Here is a 21,154-nt window from a genome sequence, read left to right as displayed (position 1 = left end):
TAGTGGATGGACATCTGTGAAAGTAGGTCATCGTCAGGCTTTTTATTCCAATCATTCGCCCCGTTTCTCTCTTGAGTCCGGGGCGTTTGTGCGTCTGGACGCTTTAAAAACCAAATTACAAATATAAAATTATCCGCCCGGTACACAACACCCACGCTGCGGTGCTCGGGTAGGCGCCCATCCGTATTTCTCCCACCCTCTACACACGGGGACAGGATCTGGACAAATTCGTCACGACCATGAATGCGCTGAGCAAATAATCTAGACTTTTTTCAGACCTGATCGCAGTATTGCAACACTCGCCGACGGCGAGTGTTTTTGCTGATGCTTATTGCCCACATAAGCGCAAAGTGTTCGGTTGAATCGTTACATTCCACAGCAATTGGTAGGCATCCTTCATGCTTGTGGCTGGCGGTATCGTTACAATATGTCTTTGGACAAAGGATGATACATGCAGCGGAACGCAGGAACCGATGGCCTGAAAATGGCACTGGCAATGATGGTGGTCGCACTGCATGCGTCCCTTTTTACCGAAACAGCCGAATATCTGAACTACGTTTTTGTTAACGGCCTGCTGCGTATTGCCGTACCGGTTTTCTTTATTATCAATGGTTTTTACTTCTACCCCTTGATTGCCCGAGGGCGTCCTTTCCTGGGGTGGGCGCGGCGACTGGCGGTGCTGTATGCCATCTGGATGCTGCTGTATTTGCCATTCTACTGGCCTGCGCACCTGGATGTGACCCGTGACCAAATTGGTCTGCTGGAAAAATTCATATTTGGTTATCACCATCTCTGGTACCTGGTGGGTACACTCGGCGCCGGCGCCGTATTGTATTTAATGCGCAAATGCACCGACAAACAGATGCTGATCACAGCCGTTGTGCTGTTTATTACTGGCTATGTGATTCAGGGAATCAGTATTTTTGCTCCACCGGAAGTTGGCCTGGCTGGTTATTTGTTCAACTCGGGATGGTTGTTCCGTAATTTTCTGTTCTTCGGTTTCCCGTTGTTTTCAATCGGCTACCTGATTGCCAAACATAAAGTGCACAAATCTCCCCGAAGGGACCCACAATTGCTGTGCGCCATTTTCGCGGCCGCGGTGTTGCTGGTGCTCGAGAGCACGGCCTATTATTATATGCATCCGGTCAAGGCTGGGGTCGATATGTATTTGTCTCTGCTGGTCTTGTGTCCGCTGATTTTCATTTTCTTTCACAGCCGCTCGGCCAGACTCAATACCGATTTTCTGTCAAAGCTGTCTACTGCGATCTATCTGACCCATGTCTTTTTTATCAATATCCTGCTCAATACCGGCTGGATGGAGCAGGGAACCGCATTGTTCGTCATGGTAATGTTTGCCAGCACGGTGGTGTCAGCCGTGCTGGTCTGGTCGGATCGCAAATGGAATATGCTGTTTTGACGCTCAGAAGCGGGTCGTGATAAAGGACACGGCTTGACCATGTTCATCAAGAATGGGCATCCATTTCCATTTGTCGAATGTGGTGCAGGGGTGCGAGATGCCCAGGATCACCCGGTCGCCGACGGCGGGCGCCGGGCCCTCCTTGTCAAAACGCAGATAGGCGTGCTGGTCATTCAATGCCGTAATGCGCCAGTCGGCAGGCGGTGTTTGTCGTTCACGCTGACCCGCCGGTGCCAGGCCGGTCACGAAGGGCAGTGTCATATCGTACGACATATCGCGCTTGCCACCGGTCAGCAACGCCAGACCTGGTTCCGGCACCGACTGCACCATGGTCCAGATTTCCAGCGCGGCCTGCAGGCTGTCCTGCAAGTGTTCCCGTTCCTCGACTTTGATCAGGTGTTGGTGATAGACGCCATGGTCGTGGGTAATGTAGCAGCCTGATCGCAGTACACCCCGTACCGGGCGGTCCAGGCTGATGGTCAGGCCAGGCACGACCAGATCGAAAATGGCCGACCCACCAGCCGACATAATCAATTCATCGGTTTCAAATAAGTCCTCTTGCGCGCAACGGCGGGCAACCGCTTCGCAGCGGTCCATCAGCTCATCCACTGAAGCCTTGTCTTTGTCTGTATCGGTGGCCAGACTCCCCTCGTAGCATTCAATTCCACCTAGCGCCAGTATCGCCGAAGAACGGACGCGCCGGGCCAGTTCCACAGCCTGCTGCAGATCGCGGCAACCGGTACGCTGGCCAGCAATGCCAATTTCCAGCAGACAATCAAAGTGTATGTTTTGCGCGCCGGGCTGCTGACGCGCTGCCCACGCTTCGATATAACCAACCTGTTCGATTGAGTCGACCAGAAACCAGACGCGCAGGTCGGCGTGGCGCTGCAACAGATTATGCAGGGTAACAAGGTCAGCATCGCATATAACCTGATTTGCGATGATGATGCGCCTGGCTCCCGCTTCGATTCCTGCCTGGGCCTGGAATAGGGTCGCGAAGGTCAGCCCCCAGGCACCGGCCTCAAGCTGCCTGCGAAAAAGCTCGACAGACATGGTGGTTTTGCCGTGTGGCGCCAGGCTGACGCCCTTGCGTTGCGCAAATGCCTGCATCCACCGTAAATTGTGGTCAAGAGCCGGCTGATTCAGGACTGCCAGCGGAAACGCCAGGTCATTGTCGTAGACATTGAGGCGGGCCGCCGCAAAGGTTTCTGCCTGTATGGGGCTCAGCCCTTGGGGGAAATGCTTCAGTCCGGCCGCTGGTGGCATAAAGAAGGTAGTCATGTCAATGTCCTGGTGAGGCAGCAGGCGACGATGGGCTGTCAGTGTTGTGGTGGTGTGTCTAATCGGGTTTGGTCTGATCCAGGGGCCGGTTAGGCTGATCGTCGGTTTCGTCGTCGGCGTCGTCATCCTGTATATCGATCTGGCTTAATTTTTCCCAAAGAAGGCCCATTTGCTCGAAATACTCGTAAATATCGACCAGCGTGAGCTCGTCTGTCTCGGCTGAGCCGCCCAGGACGGCAGGTACGGGAAGGGCGAAGACGGTGTTGTCCGGCATGGCGACGTCCAGCATCGGCGCCAACAGAGGCAGCGAGAAATAGTCGGTAATGAATTCGGGGTCGCCAAGGACATTGCGAAACTGTTCAAAATCGGCCGCTATCTGTTCCAGTTCGCCATCGGTGGTATCCAGAAACAGAATGCGGCCTGTTTCTGGATCCAGTAAAAAGCAGTCGGCTGTTTTGGTGACCAGCAGTACTTCCACTTCTGGCGGCAGCAACCATTGCCAGTGTTTGAGCAGTCGTGGCTGGTCAAGTTGATCGGTGGCAATGGTCAGATCGTTCAGATTCACGGGTGCTCCTTGTGTGGGTGACGGGGCAGGAGCCGGGCCGATTGCAGCCTGCCGGGTCAGGACGATTGAATACGCAGGCGGTATTCTTCGTCGTTCATGAAAATATATCGTACTGCATCGATCAGGCTCAGAAAGACGGTCAGTGGCAGCCAGATAAAGCTGATAATCAGGTAGAGCAGCCCCATGCCGATCTGGCCGTTATAGAATCGGTGCGCGCCCAGCCAGCCCAGGAAGATTGCCAGGAAAATAGCTATTTTACGGGAACTGGCCTGACGGGTCAGCTCTTCGTCCTTATTCTTGTAGATCCAGATGCAGACCACGGCTGTGACAACCAGGGCGACGACGATCTTGACTGGATGTCGGGACACGTACTCGGAGACTGTGTAATACAGGTCTGAAAAATTGTAGATGACCAGGCCCGTAATGTCGTGCAGCCAGACGGCCAGGGCGGTGAAGACGCCTTCGCCGAAGGTCAGCCCGATCAGGACGATGATGAACACGATAATAGGCAGGAGAATTTTCTGAAGCATGACAGTGGTCCGGTTGGGCACAAAGCGATCGTGATGGCTGACGGGTTGCGCCAACGCCTCACGGAAAGCAGGTTAAGAATGCGGTAAACAAAGGATAAATAAGGCTATATTCGCATAAAAACAGGGTTTGGCCGAAAGCGGCGGGCGCATGGATGCTTCATTGGGTTTCGGGTGCGTCTTGCAGGAACAGGCCAGGCCTAGGCATCGGCCAGGGTGAATACATTTCGTTCGAGGGGCAGGGGCTGGCCGCGGATCAGATCGGTCATGACGCGCGCCGAGCCCGATGCCAGCGTAAAGCCCAGCGCGCCCTGGCCGATATTGAGCCACAAATTGCCATAGCGTGTGCCATCGATAATCGGTTTGCCTTTGGGCGTGGCCGGACGCAGACCCGCCCACAGGGTAGCCAGATCGTAATTGCCGGCGTCCGGGAACAAATTGCGGGCTTCCTGTTTCAGGGTTTCGATGCGTGCGGTGTCGATATGGCGATCCAACCCCACCATATCGGCCATGCCCGCTACCCGCAGGCGTTCACCCAGGCGGGCATAGACGACCTTGCGCTCGTAATCGGTGATGCTGACCACAGGCGCATCGGTGGCGCTCTGGATGGGCAGCGTCAGGCTGTATCCCTTGAGCGGGCTGACCGGAACGGCAATACCCAGCGGCTTGAGCAGGGCAGTGCTGTCGCAGCCCAGCGCCACTACAATATGATCGGCAGACAAACGCTCTGCGTTGTCTGTTTGCACACTGACCTTGCGCGTGCTGTCTGTCACCAGTTTTTTGATCGGAGTATTGAATCTGAAGGTCACGCCACGCTGCTGCAGTATTTTCTTCAGGGCAACGGCAAGCTGGTAGCAATCGCCGCTTTCTTCGCTTTCGGTATAAATACCACCGCTCAGATGATCGCGCATGCGCTGTAGAGAGGGCTCCAGCGACAGGCATTCCTCTACCGAGAGGGCACGCTGCTCGCAACCCAGCGAGCGTTGAAAATCCAGTTGTTCAACGGCATGGTCGAATGAATCGCGACTGCGATGCACAATCAGCTTGCCGGCCCGCTTGTGATCGAAAGCAATGTTTTCCTGCTGCATCATGGTGTGATACAGATCGCGGCTCAGGAAAGACAGGGTCAGCAGTTCGCGGGTTGTATGATTGCTTTGCGTCGCAGTGCAGGCTTTCATGAAGCGCACATTCCAGCATAGGGTGGCCGGGTCCAGACTGGGGCGAAAGCGCAGCGGCGAGTTTTTGTCCAGCAGCCATTTGGGGACGTGGCTCATAACGCCCGGCCCGGCCAGGGGGGCGACATAGCTGTAGGACAGCTGCGCCCCGTTGGCGAAACTGGTTTCCAGCGCGACATCGTTGTTTCGGTCGACAACGGTGACTTCAAACCCTTCCTTGTTGAGAAAGTATGCTGTTGTCAGCCCGATAATGCCGGCCCCGAGAACCAGAACGTCCATGATTTTTCCGTCAGTATGAAAAAGTGTTGGTTTTGTCCGCCTGCACCCGGGCTGGGGAGGCGTGTGACTGCCAATTACCTGATTATAGGGAATTCAGCCAATCAATATCGGCCTGCGTGAACCCGGCGGCCATTCTGGCCTGCACATTGAATGGCCCGCGCGGCCGGGCGACCCCGTAGGCGTCCATCAACCCGGCGTAGGTGGCAACGGGGTCCCGCTGGTCGCGCTCGCAACAGTATAGGTACCAGCGATTGCCGATCTGCACATGGCCGATTTCATCACGCAGGATGATGTTCAGGATGTCCACCCCTTTACGGTCGCCGGCGTCGCGCAGCCGCTTCTGTATCGCGGGCGAGACGTCCAGGCCGCGTGCTTCGAGTGTGCGTGGCACCAGCGCCAGTCTGGCCAGGAGGTTGTCACGGGTTTTTTCGGCCATGTCCCACAGGCCATTATGCGCTGCAAAATCACCGTATTGATACCCCGAAGCTGCCAGATGGCCGCGCACCAGCGAGAAATGATAGGCCTCTTCACGGGCAACCTGCAGCCAGTCGCGGTAAAAATCGTCGGGCATGCCGGTAAATCGCCAGATGATATCGAGCGCCAGATTGATGGCATTAAATTCAATGTGGGCGATTGAGTGGATCAGGGCGGCTTTGCCTTCAGGGCTATGCGCCGAGCGCAAGGCCACCTTGCGCGGATCCACCAGTTGCGGACGGGCAGGACGTCCCGGCAGTGGCCGGGTTGGCTGTATGTCGGCATGCGCGCAGACGGGCAGGGTAGAGGCCAGTTGGTTGACTGCAGTGATCTTTTTGCAGGGATCGGGTTCGGCCAGCGCATCCAGTGCGGCTTGCCGAAGCGAAGAAAAGGCAGAGGTCATGGCAAAAAACAAACGATACTTTCATCCAAACCTTTATTTTAGTCAATGGCGGGCAATGGTATAGTCGTGTTTTTACTTTCCCGGGAAATCTCATGTCTGCTGCCGTACGCATTGTCTTTCTTGATCGCGCCACCTTACCTGACTTTATCGAACTGAAGGCATTTGATTTTGCGCATGAAGTCATCACGTATGACCAGACGAAACCCGAAGAAGTGGCCGGACGAATTGCACAGGCACAGATCGTAATCACCAATAAAGTACCGGTGTCGGCCGCAGACCTGGCCCGGACTGACGGACTCAAACTGGTGGCGGTGGCGGCCACGGGAACGAATATTGTGGATGTAGAGGCCTGCCGGCAAAAGGGCGTTGTCGTGACCAATATCCGCAATTACGCGGTCAATACCGTTCCGGAGCATACCCTTGCGTTGATCTTTGCCCTGCGACGCAGTCTGCTGGCCTATCATCTTTCGGTCGCCCGTGGGCGCTGGGCGCAAAGCGGCCAGTTCTGTTATTTTGATTATCCCGTCAGCGATCTTGCCGACAGCACGATCGGTATTTTCGGCTCCGGGGCGCTGGGCAGCGCGGTGGCCGGCCGGGCACAGGCGCTGGGCATGAAGGTGCTGTTTGCCGGTCGCAAAGGTGAGACGGCCGTCAAGAAAGATCACACGCCGTTTGAAGAAGTCATCGCCAGGGCCGATATATTGAGTCTGCATCTGCCGCTTACCGACGGAACGCGCCACATGATTGGTGCACCCGAACTGGCGCAAATGAAGCCTACAGCCATTCTGATCAATACGGCGCGAGGCGGGCTGGTTGATGAAGCCGCACTCGCCGATGCCCTGGAAAACGGGCAAATCGGCGGTGCCGGTTTTGACGTGGTTACCCAGGAGCCCATGCCGGATACGCACCCGTTCATGCGTCTGATGAACCGGTCTGACTTCATCCTTACGCCGCATGTCGCATGGGCCAGCCGCCAGGCAATCCAGACCCTGGCCGATCAGCTGGTGGACAATATCAATGCCTTTGAACGCGGCGAAATTCGCAACCCGGTGTGAGCCAACTGCGAATATGCTTTTGCTTACAGTCGTTACCTCTCGTGTTTGTAATAGGTAGAAATACGCGTTGTCATGGCGCCGGATATTCTCAATAATAATCAGAATACGGAGCGATCCGGCTGACCAATAAAAACAAGTACACAAATATAGTGCACAGACACGCAGAGTGGGAACATGGCTGAGACAACCACCCTTTACGGGAACTTTGACTATATTATTGCGGGTGCAGGTTCTGCAGGTTGCCTGCTGGCAAATCGCCTGTCCGCCGATCCGGCATGCAGGGTGCTGTTGCTGGAAGCGGGCGGCGACGACAAATGGCGCTGGCTGCATATTCCGGTCGGCTATCTTTACTGCATCGGCAACCCGGACACCGATTGGTGCTTTACGACGCATCCCGATGCCGGTCTCAATGGTCGCAGCATTGCCTATCCAAGAGGGCGGGTACTGGGCGGCAGCTCTGCCATCAATGGCATGATCTATATGCGCGGCCAGCGCGAAGACTACGATGGCTGGAAAGCAGCGGGTAACGCGGGCTGGGGCTGGGACGATGTCTTACCGCTGTTTCGCAAATTCGAAAGCCATTATGCTGGTGACTCGGCGATCCATGGCGGGACGGGCGAGTTGCGTGTCGAGCAGCAGCGCCTGCGCTGGGCGATTCTGGATGCCTTTCGCGAGGCCGCAGAAGAAGCCGGCATCCCGAAAATAGACGACTTCAACGGCGGCAACAATGAAGGGTCGTCCTATTTTCAGGTGACCCAGAAAAAAGGCGTGCGTTTCAGTGCGGCCTCCGCCTTTCTGCGCCCGATCAAAGAGCGCAGCAATCTGACCGTTATCACAAATGCAATGATCGACCGGGTCAATTTCAATGGTCGTACTGCACAGGGCCTGCAATTTCGTCATAACGATCATTTTTTCCATGCCAATGCCACCCGCGAAGTCATCCTGAGTGCCGGCGCGATCGGCTCGGTTCAGATTCTTCAGCGCTCGGGTATTGGCGCTGGTGATCTGATGCAGTCTCTGGGTATCCCTCTTATTCATCATTTACCTGGTGTGGGCCGCAACCTGCAGGATCATCTGCAACTGCGCATGATCTACAAAATCAGCAAGGCCCGCACGCTCAATACCATGATGCAGTCGCCACTGGCCAAGGCGTATATGGGTTTGCAGTATGCGTTATTGAAAAAGGGACCGCTGACCATGGCCCCGTCGCAGCTGGGGCTCTTTGCCCGTTCTTCATCCAGACAGTCGCGAGCCAATGTCGAATATCACGTGCAGCCCCTGTCACTGGAGAAATTCGGCGAAGGCCTGCACCCGTTTCCCGCGTTCACGGCATCGGTATGCAATATCCGCCCCACCAGCCGTGGGACGGTGGCCATTGTGTCGCCTTCGCTCGAATCGCGGCCCGATATTCTGTGCAATTATCTGAGTACCGATGAGGACGTGCAGGTGGCGTTGGACAGTATTCGACTCACGCGGCGTATCGCTGCTGCGTCTGCACTGGAAAAGTATGCGCCGCAGGAATGGCGACCCGGGCCGCTGGCCAAGAGCGATGATGACCTGATACGGGCGGCCAGCAATATCGGTACGACGATTTTTCATCCCGTGGGCACATGCAAAATGGGGAATGACGACATGGCAGTCGTGGATGCGGCTCTGAAGGTGCATGGGGTGGAGGGCCTGCGCGTGGTTGACGCATCCATCATGCCGACCATTACCTCCGGCAATACCAATGCCCCGGCCATGCTGATCGCAGAAAAAGGTGCACAACTGATTCTTGCATCACGCTAGGCATAGACAGCCTTATGACCAAGTCTTGTGATACAGCCGTGTAAGTAAGCGTTGTAAGGAAGCCTTATAGGTCGGCTTTATATTGAAATAGCCCACAGCCATATCATCGTCACGCTGTGCCGTCTTGGCTCGCAAGCGCAAAGCCTGCCGCAGGCAGGCGGTCCCGGCCTCTCTTAACAACCCAATCCGGTTCTCGGGCTTGTGGTTTATATCCGTTTTCTATAAATAAAGACATATTTATTCGTTCAGCTTCGGGCGTTGACCCGATAAGATGAGGCTTCACTGAGATCGTCTTGCCTGCATGTCGGCTCGACCGTACATTGGATGAATGAATCATGGCTTATCTTACTGCAGACACCACAACCGCTACGGTATTTGAGCGCCCGGTCCTGTGGTCGCCACCCAAGCGGGTGGCCAGCCTTGTGTGCATCGAAGAAAAAAGCCAGCAACTGAGTGAGCGTCTGCTGCAGATCGCCAGACAACATCAGCATGTACGCCTGGCCTCAAGCCTGTCGGCTGAAGATATGGTTATTTCAGATGTGATATTGCGCAATGCGCATCCGGACATTGCCGGCAGCATTGATATTTTCACGCTGGAAACGGGACGGCTGCCGGCGGAAACGCTGGCACTGCTGAATGATATTCAGACACACTACGGCACACAATTGGCGATATATACGCCGGCGGACGAGGCGGTGCAGGCCTATATCGATCGCTACGGTCTGAATGGCTTCTATGAAAGTCTGGCGGCTCGCAAGCAGTGCTGCGACATCCGCAAGGTCGTCCCGCTTGCTGCCGCCCTGGCCGACGCCGACGCCTGGATAACCGGTCAGCGCCGCGAGCAGTCGGTCACCCGTGGCGAGCTGGCTTTAGCTGAAGATGATACAGCGCGGGGCATCCGCAAATACAACCCCCTGTTCGACTGGTCCGAGCAGGACGTCTGGGCATATGTCGAACAGTTTTCTGTACCAGTCAACGCGCTGCACTATCAGGGCTATCCCAGCATCGGCTGTGAGCCCTGTACCAAAGCCGTCAGGACGGGCGAAGACCCGCGCGCCGGTCGCTGGTGGTGGGAAAACCAGGACAGCCGGGAGTGCGGGCTGCACGTTCACAATTGAAATTGAATTACGCATCGGCATCGATACAAACACATTATCAGGGAAATATATTGTCTATGGACACGCTATCGGGCTCCATCACTCAGCCTACCCACCTGCACACCGCACACCTGAAACGACTCGAAGCCGAGTCCATCTATATTATTCGCGAAGTCTACGCGCAAAGCCGCTCGCCCGCCTTGCTGTTTTCCGGCGGAAAAGATTCGGTTGTCTTGCTGCATCTTGCGCGCAAGGCATTCCGGCTTGGCAACCGGCCATTGGCCTTGCCGTTTTCGCTGGTGCATATCGATACCGGCCACAACTATCCGGAAGTCATCCGCTTTCGTGATGCGCTGATCGCCCAGCACGGTTTTAAGCTGGTCGTGGGGCATGTCGAAGATTCAATTCGCAAGGGCACCGTCAAACTGCGCCGGGCAACCGACTCACGCAATGCGGCGCAGGCCGTGACACTGCTGGAGACGATCGAGGCCCACGGTTTTGATGCGCTCATGGGAGGCGCGCGCCGCGACGAGGAGAAAGCCCGCGCCAAGGAACGCATTTTTTCCTTCCGCGATGAGTTCGGACAGTGGGATCCCAAGGCGCAGCGTCCTGAATTATGGGAACTGTACAACGCCCGTGTTCATGCCGGTGAACAGATTCGTGTGTTCCCGATTTCAAACTGGACTGAACTGGATATCTGGCAGTATATCGAACAGGAAAAGCTGGCGCTGCCCGAGATTTATTATGCCCATGACCGGGAGATCGTGCGCCGCAACGAACTGCTGGTTCCGGTGACTGAGCTGACCCCGAAACAGACGCATGAGCAAAGCGAAGTGATCAGCGTGCGTTTCCGAACCGTGGGCGATATCAGTTGCACCTGCCCGGTGGCCAGCACGGCGGCAACGCCCGGCGATATCATTCGCGAAACCGCGATCGCCGAAATTACCGAGAGGGGCGCGACGCGCATGGATGACCAGATCAGCGAAGCCTCTATGGAAAAACGCAAGAAAGAAGGCTACTTCTGACGTATCAGGATAATGATGATGACAACGACAAATACACAGGGACTGCTGCGTTTTATCACTGCCGGTTCCGTTGACGATGGAAAAAGCACGCTGATCGGGCGCCTGCTGTTTGACAGCAAATCGGTCCTGAGCGACCAGTTACTGGCGGTACGCAATGCCCGGCACAAGCGCACGGTGGGCGAGCAGATTGATTTTTCGCTGCTGACCGACGGACTGGAAGCCGAAAGAGAGCAGGGCATTACCATTGACGTGGCCTATCGGTATTTTTCCACCGTCAACCGCAAATTCATCATTGCCGATACACCCGGGCACGAGCAATATACGCGCAATATGGTGACCGGTGCCTCGACTGCCGATGCGGCCGTGGTGCTGATTGATCCGGTGCGCGCGCTGGACGAAGAGGACAATGTGACACTGCTGGCGCAAACGCGTCGTCATAGCGCCTTATTGCGGCTGCTGGGCATTCGCCATATCGTGGTGGCCGTCAATAAAATGGATCTGATCGGTTTTGACCAGCAACGGTTTGAAAAAATCTGTGATGCCTATGCGCAACTGGCAGCGCAGCTGGGAATTGAAGATGTGCGCTATATTCCGGTGTCGGCGCTCAGCGGCGATAACGTCGTATTGCGCAGTGAACAGATGCCTTGGTATACGGGCTTGCCGTTACTGTCGATCCTGGAGTCGATCGAATTGACGCAAGCGGCCGATAGCGATCCGGCGGCACTGCGTTTTCCTGTGCAACTGGTGGTGCGCCAGGACGGAAGTCAGGCCGATGATTTCCGGGGATACATGGGTAAAGTAGCCGGCGGACAATTGCATGTCGGGCAGACCATCCGGGTGCTGCCGGGTGATCAGACGGCTGTGGTAAAAGAAATTCTGGGGCCCGATGGCCAGCTTGATCGCGCAGTAGCGGGTGATGTGCCTACGCTCAGTCTGGATCGTGATATTGATATTTCACGAGGCGACATTATTGTCGCGGCCGACGCGCAGATCACCCCGCGCCGCGCGATTGAAGCCGATGTTTGCTGGTTTGATGCAGACCCGCTGGATTTGAAGCGCAAATATCTGTTGCGTCATACCTTTGCGTCGATTCCCGTTCGCATCAACCGGATCAATAAAGTGCTGGATGTGAGCACATTGCTGAACGAAACCGGTAGCGATCAATTGCGCCTGAACGATATCGGCCAGGTGCAACTGACTTTGCAAAAACCGCTGGTCAGCGACAGTTATGACCAGAATGCGGTGACCGGCTCGTTTATCCTGATTGACGAAGTCAGCAACAATACCGTGGCGGCTGGAATTATCAACGCGCCCGCGCTGGCCTGATCCGGTTTAAGGTCCGTGGCGTTTCCGCTCTCTTGCGGGGCGCCTTCATGAAAAACGCCGGTACGCCGGCGTTTTTTCGTCGATATACCTTTGCCGATACAGCGGCCACTTCTTTTTCGCCACATCGCCGACTTCTTTTTTGACAGCTGGGTGACATCTTTGTTCATACACCGGCGACTTCTCTATCGGTGTATTGGCGATCTTACAGGTATTCGCGGTCGGTTATGCACCCAGGGTGCGGCCTCAGGCGGCCGTCTTCTCTTTCCGATTGAAAACTGCCATTTTTCTTGGCTTGACATACACCGTGTCGCCCGGATTCAGACCCAGCAGGCGGTAGCGTTCCCGGGTCATCACCACTTCTATCGGATCACCTGATCCTTCGCGTCCCAGTTCCAGACGCACAACCGGACCAATGGCGTGAACGTGTTCGATTCTGCCGCGATCCAGTGCATTGTCGGCTTCCTGGGACAATTCGATATCGTGCGGTCGGATATAGGCAGTCACTTCATCGTTTGTATTGTCGCGCACATGGTCGGCAGAAAAGGGCTGGACATAATTGCCATGCGTGAATTTTTCATCCTGAATCCGGCCGTGAAACAGATTGACGTCGCCCAGGAACTGGGTTACGAATGCGCTGGCCGGGTGCTCATAAATCTCGTCGGGTGTGCCGACCTGTTCAATTTTTCCGTGGTTCATCACCACCACCCGGTCGGACACTTCCAGCGCTTCTTCCTGATCATGCGTCACAAAGATACTGGTCAGATGGATCTCGTCATGCAACTGGCGCAACCAGCGGCGCAGGTCCTTGCGCACGCGGGCATCAAGGGCGCCGAAAGGTTCATCCAGCAGCAGTACGCGTGGCTCCACGGCGAGGGATCGAGCCAGGGCAATGCGCTGGCGCTGGCCGCCGGACAACTGGGCCGGGTAGGCATCGGCCAGCCATTCCAGCTGCACCATTTTCAGCAGGCGGTGGACCTTGTCGCGTATTTCCGCTTTGGACGGACGGATCCGCCTGGGCTTGACCGTGAGGCCAAAGGCAACGTTATCGAACACGGTCATGTGACGGAACAGCGCGTAATGCTGGAACACAAAACCAATCCCTCTTTCGGCCACATGCTTGTGTGTGGCGTCGGTGCCTTCAAATAGCAACTGACCGGAATCGGGCTGTTCCAGCCCGGCCACGATTTTGAGCAGCGTTGTCTTGCCGCAGCCCGAGGGACCAAGCAGGGCCAGCAGCTCACCGCTGCGCACCTGCAGGCTGATGTCGGCCAGGGCAGTAAAATTGCCGAATGTTTTTGTGACGTGATGAACTTCAATGCTCACAATAATGTCCTTGTTCTGTCGGCCAACCGGAATTGGGCCGGAAAGGGGGCGGCTGCATTGGACTGGCCGGGTAGCAGCGGACGATGGCGTTGTTGGTAAGTCATGGTTGTATCAAGGATGGACGGGCTCATGATGGAATGAGCGCGGTCACGGGGCCCGCGCTGTCTGAGGGCAGACTTTGCGCCGCAATACCGCTGCGACGCAGCGATTGCTGATGCGACCGGTGCTGCTGCCATTCCACGAAAGACTTGATCACCAGTGTCACGATCGCCAGCAGCGCCAGAATCGAGGCGCACACAAACGCCCCGGCGATATTGAATTCGTTGTACAGAATTTCCACATGCAGGGGAATGGTATTGGTTACGCCACGGATATGACCCGAGATCACGCTCACGGCACCAAATTCGCCCATGGCGCGGGCATTGGTCAGGATTACGCCATACAACAGTCCCCATTTGATATTCGGCAGGGTGACATGCCAGAATGTCTGCAGGCTGCCCGCGCCCAGCACCAGCGCCGCGTGTTCTTCGTCGGCACCCTGCGACTGCATCAGCGGGATCAGCTCGCGCGCCACAAAGGGAAAGGTGACGAAGGTGGTCGCCAGCACAATGCCCGGAACGGCGAAAATGATTTTCAAATCATGGTCGTCCAGCCAGACGCCAAGCGCCGTCTGGTTGCCGAAAAGCAGCAGATACATGAGGCCGGCGACCACGGGTGAAACGGAAAACGGCAGATCAATCAGTGTGATCAGAAAGCTCTTGCCGCGGAAATTAAAGCGCGCGATCGCCCAGGCGGCGGCGATACCAAACAGGACATTGAGCGGCACCGCGATGGCGGCGGTCAGCAGTGTCAGGCCGATGGCCGAGACGGCGTCCGATTGACTCAAAGTGTCCCGATAGAAGGCCCAGCCTTTGCTGAAAGCCTCGCCGAATACCAGAAACATGGGCAGGGCGATAAATAGCAGCACAAACACCATCGCGATGCCGGTGAGGCTGCGGCGTACCCAGGGTTTCTCCGTGCGACGAAAAGATTGATTCATGCCAGGCCTCAATTCATGCCATTGCGTTTGTTATTCCACCGCTGGATCAGATTGATCAGCAGCAGCACCAGAAAAGAGATCATCAGCATCAGCATCGCCAGGACGGTTGCGCCTTCGTAATCGGATTGTTCCAGTTTGGCGGTAATCAGCAAGGGGGTGATTTCCGACACCATGGGAATATTGCCGGCGATAAAAATGACCGAACCATACTCGCCCGCCGCCCGGGCAAAGGCCATGGCAGCGCCGGTCAGCAGGGCGGGGGCGATGGCCGGGAAAATAACCCGGGAAAAAATCTGCCATCGGCTGGCACCCAGACAGGTCGCCGCGTCTTCCAGTTCCGGTTCCAGGTCTTCCAGTACGGGCTGGATGGTGCGCACAATAAACGGCAGGCTGATGAAGATCAGGGCGATGACAATACCGGCTGGCGTATAGGCGATTTTGATGCCCAGCGGCATCAGCAGGCTGCCCAGCAGACCGTTGGGTGCATACAGCGTAGTCAGGGCAATCCCGGCCACTGCCGTGGGCAGGGCAAAGGGCAGGTCGATAAAGGCGTCAATGATTTTCTTGCCGGGGAATGAATACCGGACCAGTACCCACGCCGTCATGACCCCGAACACGACGTTGATCAGTACCGCAAGCAGTGATGAGCCGAACGTAATGTAGAGCGAATGGATCACACGTTCGTGGCCGATCGTCTTGATAAAACCCTCAATGCCCGGTTGCGATGCCCAGCCGAACAGAACGGCAAAGGGGATCAGCACGATCAGGCTGAGCCAGAAAAGGGTAATGCCCAGCGTCAGACCAAAGCCGGGCAGTACCGAATATTGTTTTTGAAGAAGTGTCATTAAATCATCTGATCGGAAAATCGCGCAATTTCAATTGCCATTATTTTTTCAAATAGATCTGGTCAAACAGGGCACCGTCGGCAAAATGCTTTGCATTGGCCGCATCCCAGCCTCCCAGGTCAGCAATCGAGACCGTTTTCAACGCGGGGAACAGCTTGCCGGCCTCTGCCGCCAGCGAGGGGTCGGTTGGCCGATAAAAGTTTTTGATCGCGATGCGCTGTGCCTCGGGGGTATAAAGAAAATTCAGATAGGCAGTGGCCACTTCACGTGTGCCGCGTTTGTCCACGACCTTATCCACCACGGCAACCGGGGGCTCTGCCAGGACCGACAGCGAAGGCACCACGATGTCAAACTGGCCCTGGCCCAGCTCCTTCTGGGCAAGAAACGCTTCGTTTTCCCAGGCCAGCAATACGTCGCCGATCTGACGCTGCACAAAGGTCAGCGTCGAGCCGCGTGCGCCCGAGTCCAGCACGGGCACATGGCTGTACAGGTCCTTCAGGTATTGCTTGGCGGTCTCTTCGGTTGCATTGGGTTGTTCTTTGGCCCAGGCATAGGCTGCCAGATAATTCCAGCGTGCCCCGCCCGAGGTTTTAGGGTTGGGCGTAATAACCTGGACACCGGATTTGGTCAGATCGCCCCAGTCTTTGATTCCCTTGGGATTACCCTTGCGAACCAGGAAAACAATCGTTGAGGTAAACGGGGTACTGTTGTGAGCAAATTTGCTTTCCCAATCGGCATTGATGCGCTTGCTCTTGCGCGCGATGGTATTGATATCGATCGCCAGCGCGAGCGTAACCACATCGGCGTCCAGTCCGTTATCGACAGAGCGTGCCTGGGAACCGGAACCGCCATGAGACTGCTTGATCACCAGGTTGTCACCGGTTTTGTCTTTCCACTCCTTGGCAAAAAGCCCGTCAATTTCCTGATACAGCTCCCGCGTTGGATCATAGGACACGTTCAGCAGCGTGATGTCGCGGGCGTGCGCCACGGCAGAAAAGGTGGTGACAGCGACGGCAGCAAGGGTCAGGCTGCGAATAGTGTGTGCAAGTGAAATCATGGACGGCCCGTATCGGTTAGAAATGTGCGAAAAAGGATGCAATGGGCTTCAGTGTAGAGAAACCGGCCATGAAGACGAACGATTAAATTCTGATAATGATATGTGCAGGAACAATATAAAACAGGGTACAGCAAAGCCAGGGAAATAAACCAATGCCGCCAGACACCGCGCCAGCCCTCGTGTTATTTCGATTGTGATAAAAAATATCGGCAGGAGAAAACAAAGCCCGCAGAAGCGGGCTTGGAAAATCGGGTAATAAGTTAATAAACGTGGTGGCTATTGTTTTCAATAATGCGACCCGCTGAAATGAACCTGTTGCAATGAACGTTCGGGTGTGGTGACGTTATTCCCGCGAGGCCGTCGCTTGTCAGGCCACCTCTTGTGATTGTTGCGCTCAGACGTCCAGCAATTCCTCGGGATCTTTTTCGCGATGCTGTTCAACACTGACTTGGCCGATGCGCCGGCCATCCAGCGCCACGACTTTGAACACCGTTTTGATCGGCCCCTGCTCCAGTTCGAAGACATCGCCCGGTTCGGCCAGCCGGTCGAACTGGCGCAACAGATAGCCGGCCAGCGTGGCGGTTTCTTCGTTGTCATCATACAGGCCATCGATATTGAGGATCTGCTCCAGATGACGCAGGTCGGCCGCACCGTCGATCATCCAGTGACCTTCTCCCAGATCGACGATATCGGGCGTTTCGTCTTCGTCCGGAAATTCGCCGGCAATCGCTTCGAATACGTCCATAGGCGTGACCAGCCCTTCGATGGCGCCGAATTCATCTGTGATCACGACCAGCTGGCCACGGCTTTCTTTCAGCGTCTGTATCAGCGTCAGAATATTGATGGATTCGGGCACGACCAGTGGCTTGCGCAGTTTTTTGACGTTGATCCGGCCTTCGGTCAGAATATCGGCAACCAGGTCGCGCGCCCGGCCCACGCCGATAATTTCGTCCAGTGCCCCCCGGCAGATCGGGAAAAAGGTATGCGGTGTGTTGATGATTTCGTCGCGAATCTGGTTGATGTCGTCGTCGATATTGATCCAGGAAATGTCGGCGCGTGGCGTCATGATCGAATGGATGCTGCGATCGGCCAGGGTCAGCACGCCGCTGACCATATAGCGCTCTTCATCCTCGAACACAACCGGCAGCTCGGTTTCCATGCTGGGGTTTTCCATATGCGCTTCATCGGGAGGACGCTTGCCCAGCATGCGCAGAATCCCCTCGGCCGTGCGTTCCCGCATGGGGCGGATTGCCTCGGAACGCTTCATGCTGTGGCGGGCGATCTGGTTGAAAATTTCGATCATGACCGAAAAACCGATGGCCGCATACAGATAGCCCTTGGGCACCTTGAAGCCGAACCCTTCCGAGAGCAGCGAAAAACCAATCATCAGCAGAAAGCCCAGACACAGGACTACGACGGTAGGATGCCGGTTGACAAAGCTGGTCAGGGGTTTGGAGGCCACGAGCATGACCGCCATGGCAATAATGACTGCCGCGAACATGACCGGCAGGTGATCCACCATACCCACGGCCGTAATAATAGAGTCCAGCGAGAACACCGCATCCAGCACGATAATCTGCGTGACAATGACGCCGAAGCTGGCGTAGACGCGCGGGCCGGTAGAGACTTTGGCTTTGCCTTCGAGTCTTTCGTGCAGTTCGAGCGTGCCCTTGAAGAGCAGAAACAGACCGCCTGCGATCAGGATCAGGTCCCGCCCCGAGAATGAGAGTGTGTAAATCGAAAAGAGCGGGGCGGTCAGTTTGATCAGCCAGGACATGACCGACAGCAGCATGAGCCGCATGATCAGTGCAAGAGCAAGTCCGGTAATACGAGCTTTGTCGCGCTGCTTGGGAGGCAGTTTATCCACCAGAATGGCAATAAAGACAAGATTGTCTATGCCTAAAACCAACTCCAGAACAATCAGCGTAATCAGGCCTACCCATATATTTGGGTCAAGCAACAGCTCCATCAAGGGACTCCAGTCATTGAGATCATCAAATAGTAGCAGATAAATAGCCGGGGTTTCAGCGTGTTGCGGGCACGGCAATTATTACATTCGGAGGTTCAGGAATTGACAGTATCCCCGGCACTTAAGGTAAAGTGACTCTTTTTGCGGAACGTGCATATGCATTGGAATACAGGAGTGGTGAATGGACTGGGGTCAGGAATTAAGAGATAGTGCGCTCTGGCTGATACAGGCCTATTTGATATCATTTATCTCGATTGTCATCGCGGGCTGGCTGCTGACGCGCTACACCCATTGGGGGCGGCAGTTCTGGAAGCTGGCGGGCGACTATTTCAACCCAAAGCGCTCGGTGCGTCCCATTGTCATGTTCAGCGTGATTCTGCTGCTCAGCCTGTCGGGCGTGCGGGTCAATGTCCTGTTTTCCAATTGGTACAACAGCATGTATACCGCCCTGCAGAAGCTGGACGAACCGAATTTCTGGATACAAATGGGTGTTTTTACCATCCTGGCGGCCATTCATATCGTCCGCTCGCTGGTCGCCTTTTACCTGCAGCAGGCATTCACCATCAACTGGCGCGAGTCGCTTAATGGTGTGTTTCTGACCAAATGGCTGTCGCGCAGCAGCTATTATCGCTCCCACTACCTCAGCACACCGGCCGATAACCCGGACCAGCGTATCCAGCAGGACGTCGCCAATTTTGTCACGGTGTCGCTTGACCTCTGTTTGGGCGTGGTCAGCTCCCTGGTGTCTGCCGTTGCCTTTACGATCATTCTCTGGACCCTGTCGGGCGATCTGACACTGGGCGGTGTGACCATCCCGAGGGGCATGGTCTTTGCCCTGTTTATTTATATCCTCATCGCCACGGTGTTTGCCTTCCGAATCGGTCGCCCGTTGATTTTATTGAATTTTCTGGATGAAAAATTCAACGCTGATTACCGTTATTCGCTGGTGCGCGTGCGCGAATATGCAGAAAGCATTGCCTTTTACAAGGGCGAGAAGATTGAAATGGGCAAGCTGATGGGCCGCTTCCGGCAGATTATCAGCAACGTCTGGGCGATCGTACATCGTAGCGTCAAGTTTCAGGGTTTCAACTTCTTTGTGTCGCAGACAGCAGTCATTTTTCCGTTCATTATCCAGGCGCCGCGTTTCTTTTCCCAGCAGATCACGCTGGGCGCCATGACCCAGAGCGCCCAGGCTTTCGGTACATTGCACGACAATCTGTCGTTCTTCCGGAATGCGTATGATACGTTTGCCGGCTATCGCGCCACGCTGAACCGTCTGCACGGTTTTCTGACCAATATCGAAAACGCCGACGCCTTGCCCCTGCCCGACGTGAGCCAGAATGGCGACACCGTGATGCTGGAAGACGTCAGCATCCGCACGCCCCTGGGACAGGAGCTGGTCAACGATCTGGACATGACGGTGGAAAAAGGGCAGTCGTGGCTGCTGCAGGGCCCCTCCGGTTCAGGCAAGACCACGATTTTGCGGGCAGTGGCGGGGCTGTGGCCTTATTCCAGCGGCAAGATCGTCCGTCCCGAAAACGATATACTGTTCCTGTCGCAAAAGCCCTATGTACCTGAAGGCTCCCTGCTGGGGGCACTGTATTATCCGCATGCCGTGCCGGAAGACGGTCTGGAAAAAGGCAAACAGGCACTGCTGGATGTTCATCTGGCTCACCTGCAATCGCGCATCGAAGAAACCGTCAGCTGGTCCCATACCCTGTCCCTGGGTGAGCAGCAGCGGGTCGCATTTGCCAGGTTGTTGCTGGCCGAACCGGACGTCGCCTTTATCGACGAGGCGACCTCGGCCATGGACGAAGGCCTGGAAGACGCCATGTACCGCCTGGTTCACCAGCGTTTGCCCGACCTGAAGCTGATCAGTGTCGGTCATCGCAGTACACTGATTCCTCAGCACACCCATCTTCTGCACTTGAATGGCGACGGCACGTGGTACTCACGCCCCATTGATACGCCTCTGGCGCCGCAGACGACCTGATCCTGGAGAGTGACGATGCAGCAGAATGAACGACAAACCGCCAGTCAGGCTCGCGCTTCAGATCCGGCGCAATTGCGCGTGGGGGCCTGGGCTGCGCTCAGGGAAGACGCGTCGGCTATCCGCCATGACGTGTTTGTCCTGGAGCAGCAGGTGCCGCCGGAACTGGAAATGGACGAGATGGATGCGCACTGCATTCACGCCGTTGCGTATGACGCCGGCGGCACACCGGTGGCCACAGGGCGCCTGCTGCCCGATGGCCATATCGGTCGCATGGCAGTGCGCCAGAGCGCACGCGGCACCGGCATTGGCGGACAGGTGCTGCAGCGGCTGATTCAGGCGGCGCGCGAGCGTGGCGACAGCGAAGTGGTGCTCAGCGCCCAGGTGCATGCCCTGGGCTTTTATACGCGTTATGGTTTCGTTGCGGAAGGCGAGGTCTATATGGATGCCGGAATTGAGCATCGAACCATGAGCCTGCCGCTGAATGGCGATCGCCCGTTGGGGTGAGGGCGCGTTCAG

Annotated in this window: 18 protein-coding genes; 8 read left to right on the top strand and 10 right to left on the bottom strand. The window is 56.0% G+C overall.

Annotated features, from left to right (window positions below; all coding sequences use genetic code 11):
* Window positions 1–451: 451 nt before the first annotated feature.
* Window positions 452–1,417: an acyltransferase family protein gene (locus W822_RS45480; protein ID WP_024007499.1), complete on the top strand. Its 966-nt coding sequence runs from the start codon at window positions 452–454 to the stop codon at window positions 1,415–1,417.
* A gap of 3 nt (window positions 1,418–1,420) precedes the next feature.
* Here the strand turns inward: W822_RS45480 and W822_RS45475 are convergent, their stop codons facing one another.
* From W822_RS45475 to W822_RS0124240, 5 genes are all read right to left on the bottom strand, one after another.
* Entirely contained in the window at window positions 1,421–2,698 is a 1,278-nt protein-coding gene (locus W822_RS45475; RefSeq protein WP_024007498.1) for an amino acid deaminase, read from the bottom strand.
* 58 nt (window positions 2,699–2,756) lie between these two features.
* Entirely contained in the window at window positions 2,757–3,263 is a 507-nt protein-coding gene (locus W822_RS45470) for a hypothetical protein (protein ID WP_024007497.1), read from the bottom strand.
* A 56-nt stretch (window positions 3,264–3,319) separates the two neighbouring features.
* Window positions 3,320–3,793: a TM2 domain-containing protein gene (locus W822_RS45465; protein WP_024007496.1), complete on the bottom strand. Its 474-nt coding sequence runs from the start codon at window positions 3,791–3,793 to the stop codon at window positions 3,320–3,322.
* Window positions 3,794–3,990: 197 nt separating this feature from the next.
* Window positions 3,991–5,244 carry a D-amino acid dehydrogenase gene (locus W822_RS45460; RefSeq protein WP_024007495.1) on the bottom strand — a complete coding sequence of 418 codons (1,254 nt, stop codon included), beginning with the start codon at window positions 5,242–5,244 and terminating at the stop codon, window positions 3,991–3,993.
* Between the two features lie 82 nt (window positions 5,245–5,326).
* Entirely contained in the window at window positions 5,327–6,121 is a 795-nt protein-coding gene (locus W822_RS0124240) for a ferritin-like domain-containing protein (protein WP_031243831.1), read from the bottom strand.
* Window positions 6,122–6,213: 92 nt separating this feature from the next.
* On the opposite strand from W822_RS0124240, the gene W822_RS45455 reads away from it, so the two are divergent.
* The 5 genes from W822_RS45455 to W822_RS45435 all read left to right on the top strand — a co-directional run bounded on the left by W822_RS45455 (window position 6,214) and on the right by W822_RS45435 (window position 12,412).
* Window positions 6,214–7,176, top strand: coding sequence for a D-2-hydroxyacid dehydrogenase (locus W822_RS45455; RefSeq protein WP_024007494.1), 963 nt, complete (start codon window positions 6,214–6,216; stop codon window positions 7,174–7,176).
* A gap of 174 nt (window positions 7,177–7,350) precedes the next feature.
* Window positions 7,351–8,964 (top strand): GMC family oxidoreductase, encoded by a 1,614-nt coding sequence (locus W822_RS45450; protein WP_024007493.1) that lies wholly within the window; start codon window positions 7,351–7,353, stop codon window positions 8,962–8,964.
* A gap of 335 nt (window positions 8,965–9,299) precedes the next feature.
* Window positions 9,300–10,082 (top strand): phosphoadenylyl-sulfate reductase, encoded by a 783-nt coding sequence (locus W822_RS45445; protein ID WP_024007492.1) that lies wholly within the window; start codon window positions 9,300–9,302, stop codon window positions 10,080–10,082.
* Window positions 10,083–10,138: 56 nt separating this feature from the next.
* On the top strand, window positions 10,139–11,086 hold the full coding sequence (cysD, locus tag W822_RS45440; RefSeq protein ID WP_024007491.1) for a sulfate adenylyltransferase subunit CysD: 948 nt from the start codon (window positions 10,139–10,141) through the stop codon (window positions 11,084–11,086).
* Window positions 11,087–11,101: 15 nt separating this feature from the next.
* A complete protein-coding gene (locus tag W822_RS45435; RefSeq protein ID WP_024007490.1) occupies window positions 11,102–12,412 on the top strand; it encodes a sulfate adenylyltransferase subunit 1 in 1,311 nt (436 codons plus the stop codon).
* A gap of 243 nt (window positions 12,413–12,655) precedes the next feature.
* Here W822_RS45435 and W822_RS45430 read toward each other — a convergent pair whose 3' ends face one another.
* From W822_RS45430 to W822_RS45410, 5 genes are all read right to left on the bottom strand, one after another.
* Complete coding sequence (locus W822_RS45430) at window positions 12,656–13,735, bottom strand: sulfate/molybdate ABC transporter ATP-binding protein (protein WP_024007489.1); 1,080 nt, start codon at window positions 13,733–13,735, stop codon at window positions 12,656–12,658.
* Window positions 13,736–13,862: 127 nt separating this feature from the next.
* On the bottom strand, window positions 13,863–14,774 hold the full coding sequence (gene cysW / locus W822_RS45425) for a sulfate ABC transporter permease subunit CysW (RefSeq protein ID WP_024007488.1): 912 nt from the start codon (window positions 14,772–14,774) through the stop codon (window positions 13,863–13,865).
* Between the two features lie 8 nt (window positions 14,775–14,782).
* Window positions 14,783–15,619 (bottom strand): sulfate ABC transporter permease subunit CysT, encoded by an 837-nt coding sequence (gene cysT, locus W822_RS45420; RefSeq protein ID WP_024007487.1) that lies wholly within the window; start codon window positions 15,617–15,619, stop codon window positions 14,783–14,785.
* A 40-nt stretch (window positions 15,620–15,659) separates the two neighbouring features.
* On the bottom strand, window positions 15,660–16,676 hold the full coding sequence (locus W822_RS45415; protein WP_024007486.1) for a sulfate ABC transporter substrate-binding protein: 1,017 nt from the start codon (window positions 16,674–16,676) through the stop codon (window positions 15,660–15,662).
* A 394-nt stretch (window positions 16,677–17,070) separates the two neighbouring features.
* Window positions 17,071–18,645 carry a TerC family protein gene (locus tag W822_RS45410; protein WP_024007485.1) on the bottom strand — a complete coding sequence of 525 codons (1,575 nt, stop codon included), beginning with the start codon at window positions 18,643–18,645 and terminating at the stop codon, window positions 17,071–17,073.
* A gap of 181 nt (window positions 18,646–18,826) precedes the next feature.
* On the opposite strand from W822_RS45410, the gene W822_RS45405 reads away from it, so the two are divergent.
* Both W822_RS45405 and W822_RS45400 read left to right on the top strand, forming a co-directional pair.
* Window positions 18,827–20,638, top strand: a complete 1,812-nt coding sequence (locus W822_RS45405) for an ABC transporter ATP-binding protein/permease (protein WP_024007484.1) — start codon at window positions 18,827–18,829, stop codon at window positions 20,636–20,638.
* A gap of 15 nt (window positions 20,639–20,653) precedes the next feature.
* A complete protein-coding gene (locus W822_RS45400; RefSeq protein ID WP_051401888.1) occupies window positions 20,654–21,142 on the top strand; it encodes a GNAT family N-acetyltransferase in 489 nt (162 codons plus the stop codon).
* Window positions 21,143–21,154: the final 12 nt, after the last annotated feature.

This window comes from Advenella kashmirensis W13003 (assembly GCF_000506985.1).
Classification (GTDB): Bacteria; Pseudomonadota; Gammaproteobacteria; order Burkholderiales; family Burkholderiaceae_B; genus Advenella; species Advenella kashmirensis_A.
The sequence above is the reverse complement of the archived record's forward strand: the minus strand, read 5'-3'. Positions and strand labels throughout refer to the sequence as shown.

What these genes read in the sequence shown, in the direction of transcription:
- W822_RS45480 (WP_024007499.1), top strand. Translation starts at nt 452, where the DNA reads ATGCAGCGGAACGCAGGAACCGATGGCCTGAAAATGGCACTGGCAATG.
- W822_RS45475 (WP_024007498.1), bottom strand. Translation starts at nt 2,698, where the DNA reads ATGACTACCTTCTTTATGCCACCAGCGGCCGGACTGAAGCATTTCCCC.
- W822_RS45465 (WP_024007496.1), bottom strand. Translation starts at nt 3,793, where the DNA reads ATGCTTCAGAAAATTCTCCTGCCTATTATCGTGTTCATCATCGTCCTG.
- W822_RS45460 (WP_024007495.1), bottom strand. Translation starts at nt 5,244, where the DNA reads ATGGACGTTCTGGTTCTCGGGGCCGGCATTATCGGGCTGACAACAGCA.
- W822_RS0124240 (WP_031243831.1), bottom strand. Translation starts at nt 6,121, where the DNA reads ATGACCTCTGCCTTTTCTTCGCTTCGGCAAGCCGCACTGGATGCGCTG.
- W822_RS45455 (WP_024007494.1), top strand. Translation starts at nt 6,214, where the DNA reads ATGTCTGCTGCCGTACGCATTGTCTTTCTTGATCGCGCCACCTTACCT.
- W822_RS45450 (WP_024007493.1), top strand. Translation starts at nt 7,351, where the DNA reads ATGGCTGAGACAACCACCCTTTACGGGAACTTTGACTATATTATTGCG.
- W822_RS45445 (WP_024007492.1), top strand. Translation starts at nt 9,300, where the DNA reads ATGGCTTATCTTACTGCAGACACCACAACCGCTACGGTATTTGAGCGC.
- cysD (WP_024007491.1), top strand. Translation starts at nt 10,139, where the DNA reads ATGGACACGCTATCGGGCTCCATCACTCAGCCTACCCACCTGCACACC.
- W822_RS45435 (WP_024007490.1), top strand. Translation starts at nt 11,102, where the DNA reads ATGATGACAACGACAAATACACAGGGACTGCTGCGTTTTATCACTGCC.
- cysW (WP_024007488.1), bottom strand. Translation starts at nt 14,774, where the DNA reads ATGAATCAATCTTTTCGTCGCACGGAGAAACCCTGGGTACGCCGCAGC.
- cysT (WP_024007487.1), bottom strand. Translation starts at nt 15,619, where the DNA reads ATGACACTTCTTCAAAAACAATATTCGGTACTGCCCGGCTTTGGTCTG.
- W822_RS45415 (WP_024007486.1), bottom strand. Translation starts at nt 16,676, where the DNA reads ATGATTTCACTTGCACACACTATTCGCAGCCTGACCCTTGCTGCCGTC.
- W822_RS45410 (WP_024007485.1), bottom strand. Translation starts at nt 18,645, where the DNA reads ATGGAGCTGTTGCTTGACCCAAATATATGGGTAGGCCTGATTACGCTG.
- W822_RS45405 (WP_024007484.1), top strand. Translation starts at nt 18,827, where the DNA reads ATGGACTGGGGTCAGGAATTAAGAGATAGTGCGCTCTGGCTGATACAG.
- W822_RS45400 (WP_051401888.1), top strand. Translation starts at nt 20,654, where the DNA reads ATGCAGCAGAATGAACGACAAACCGCCAGTCAGGCTCGCGCTTCAGAT.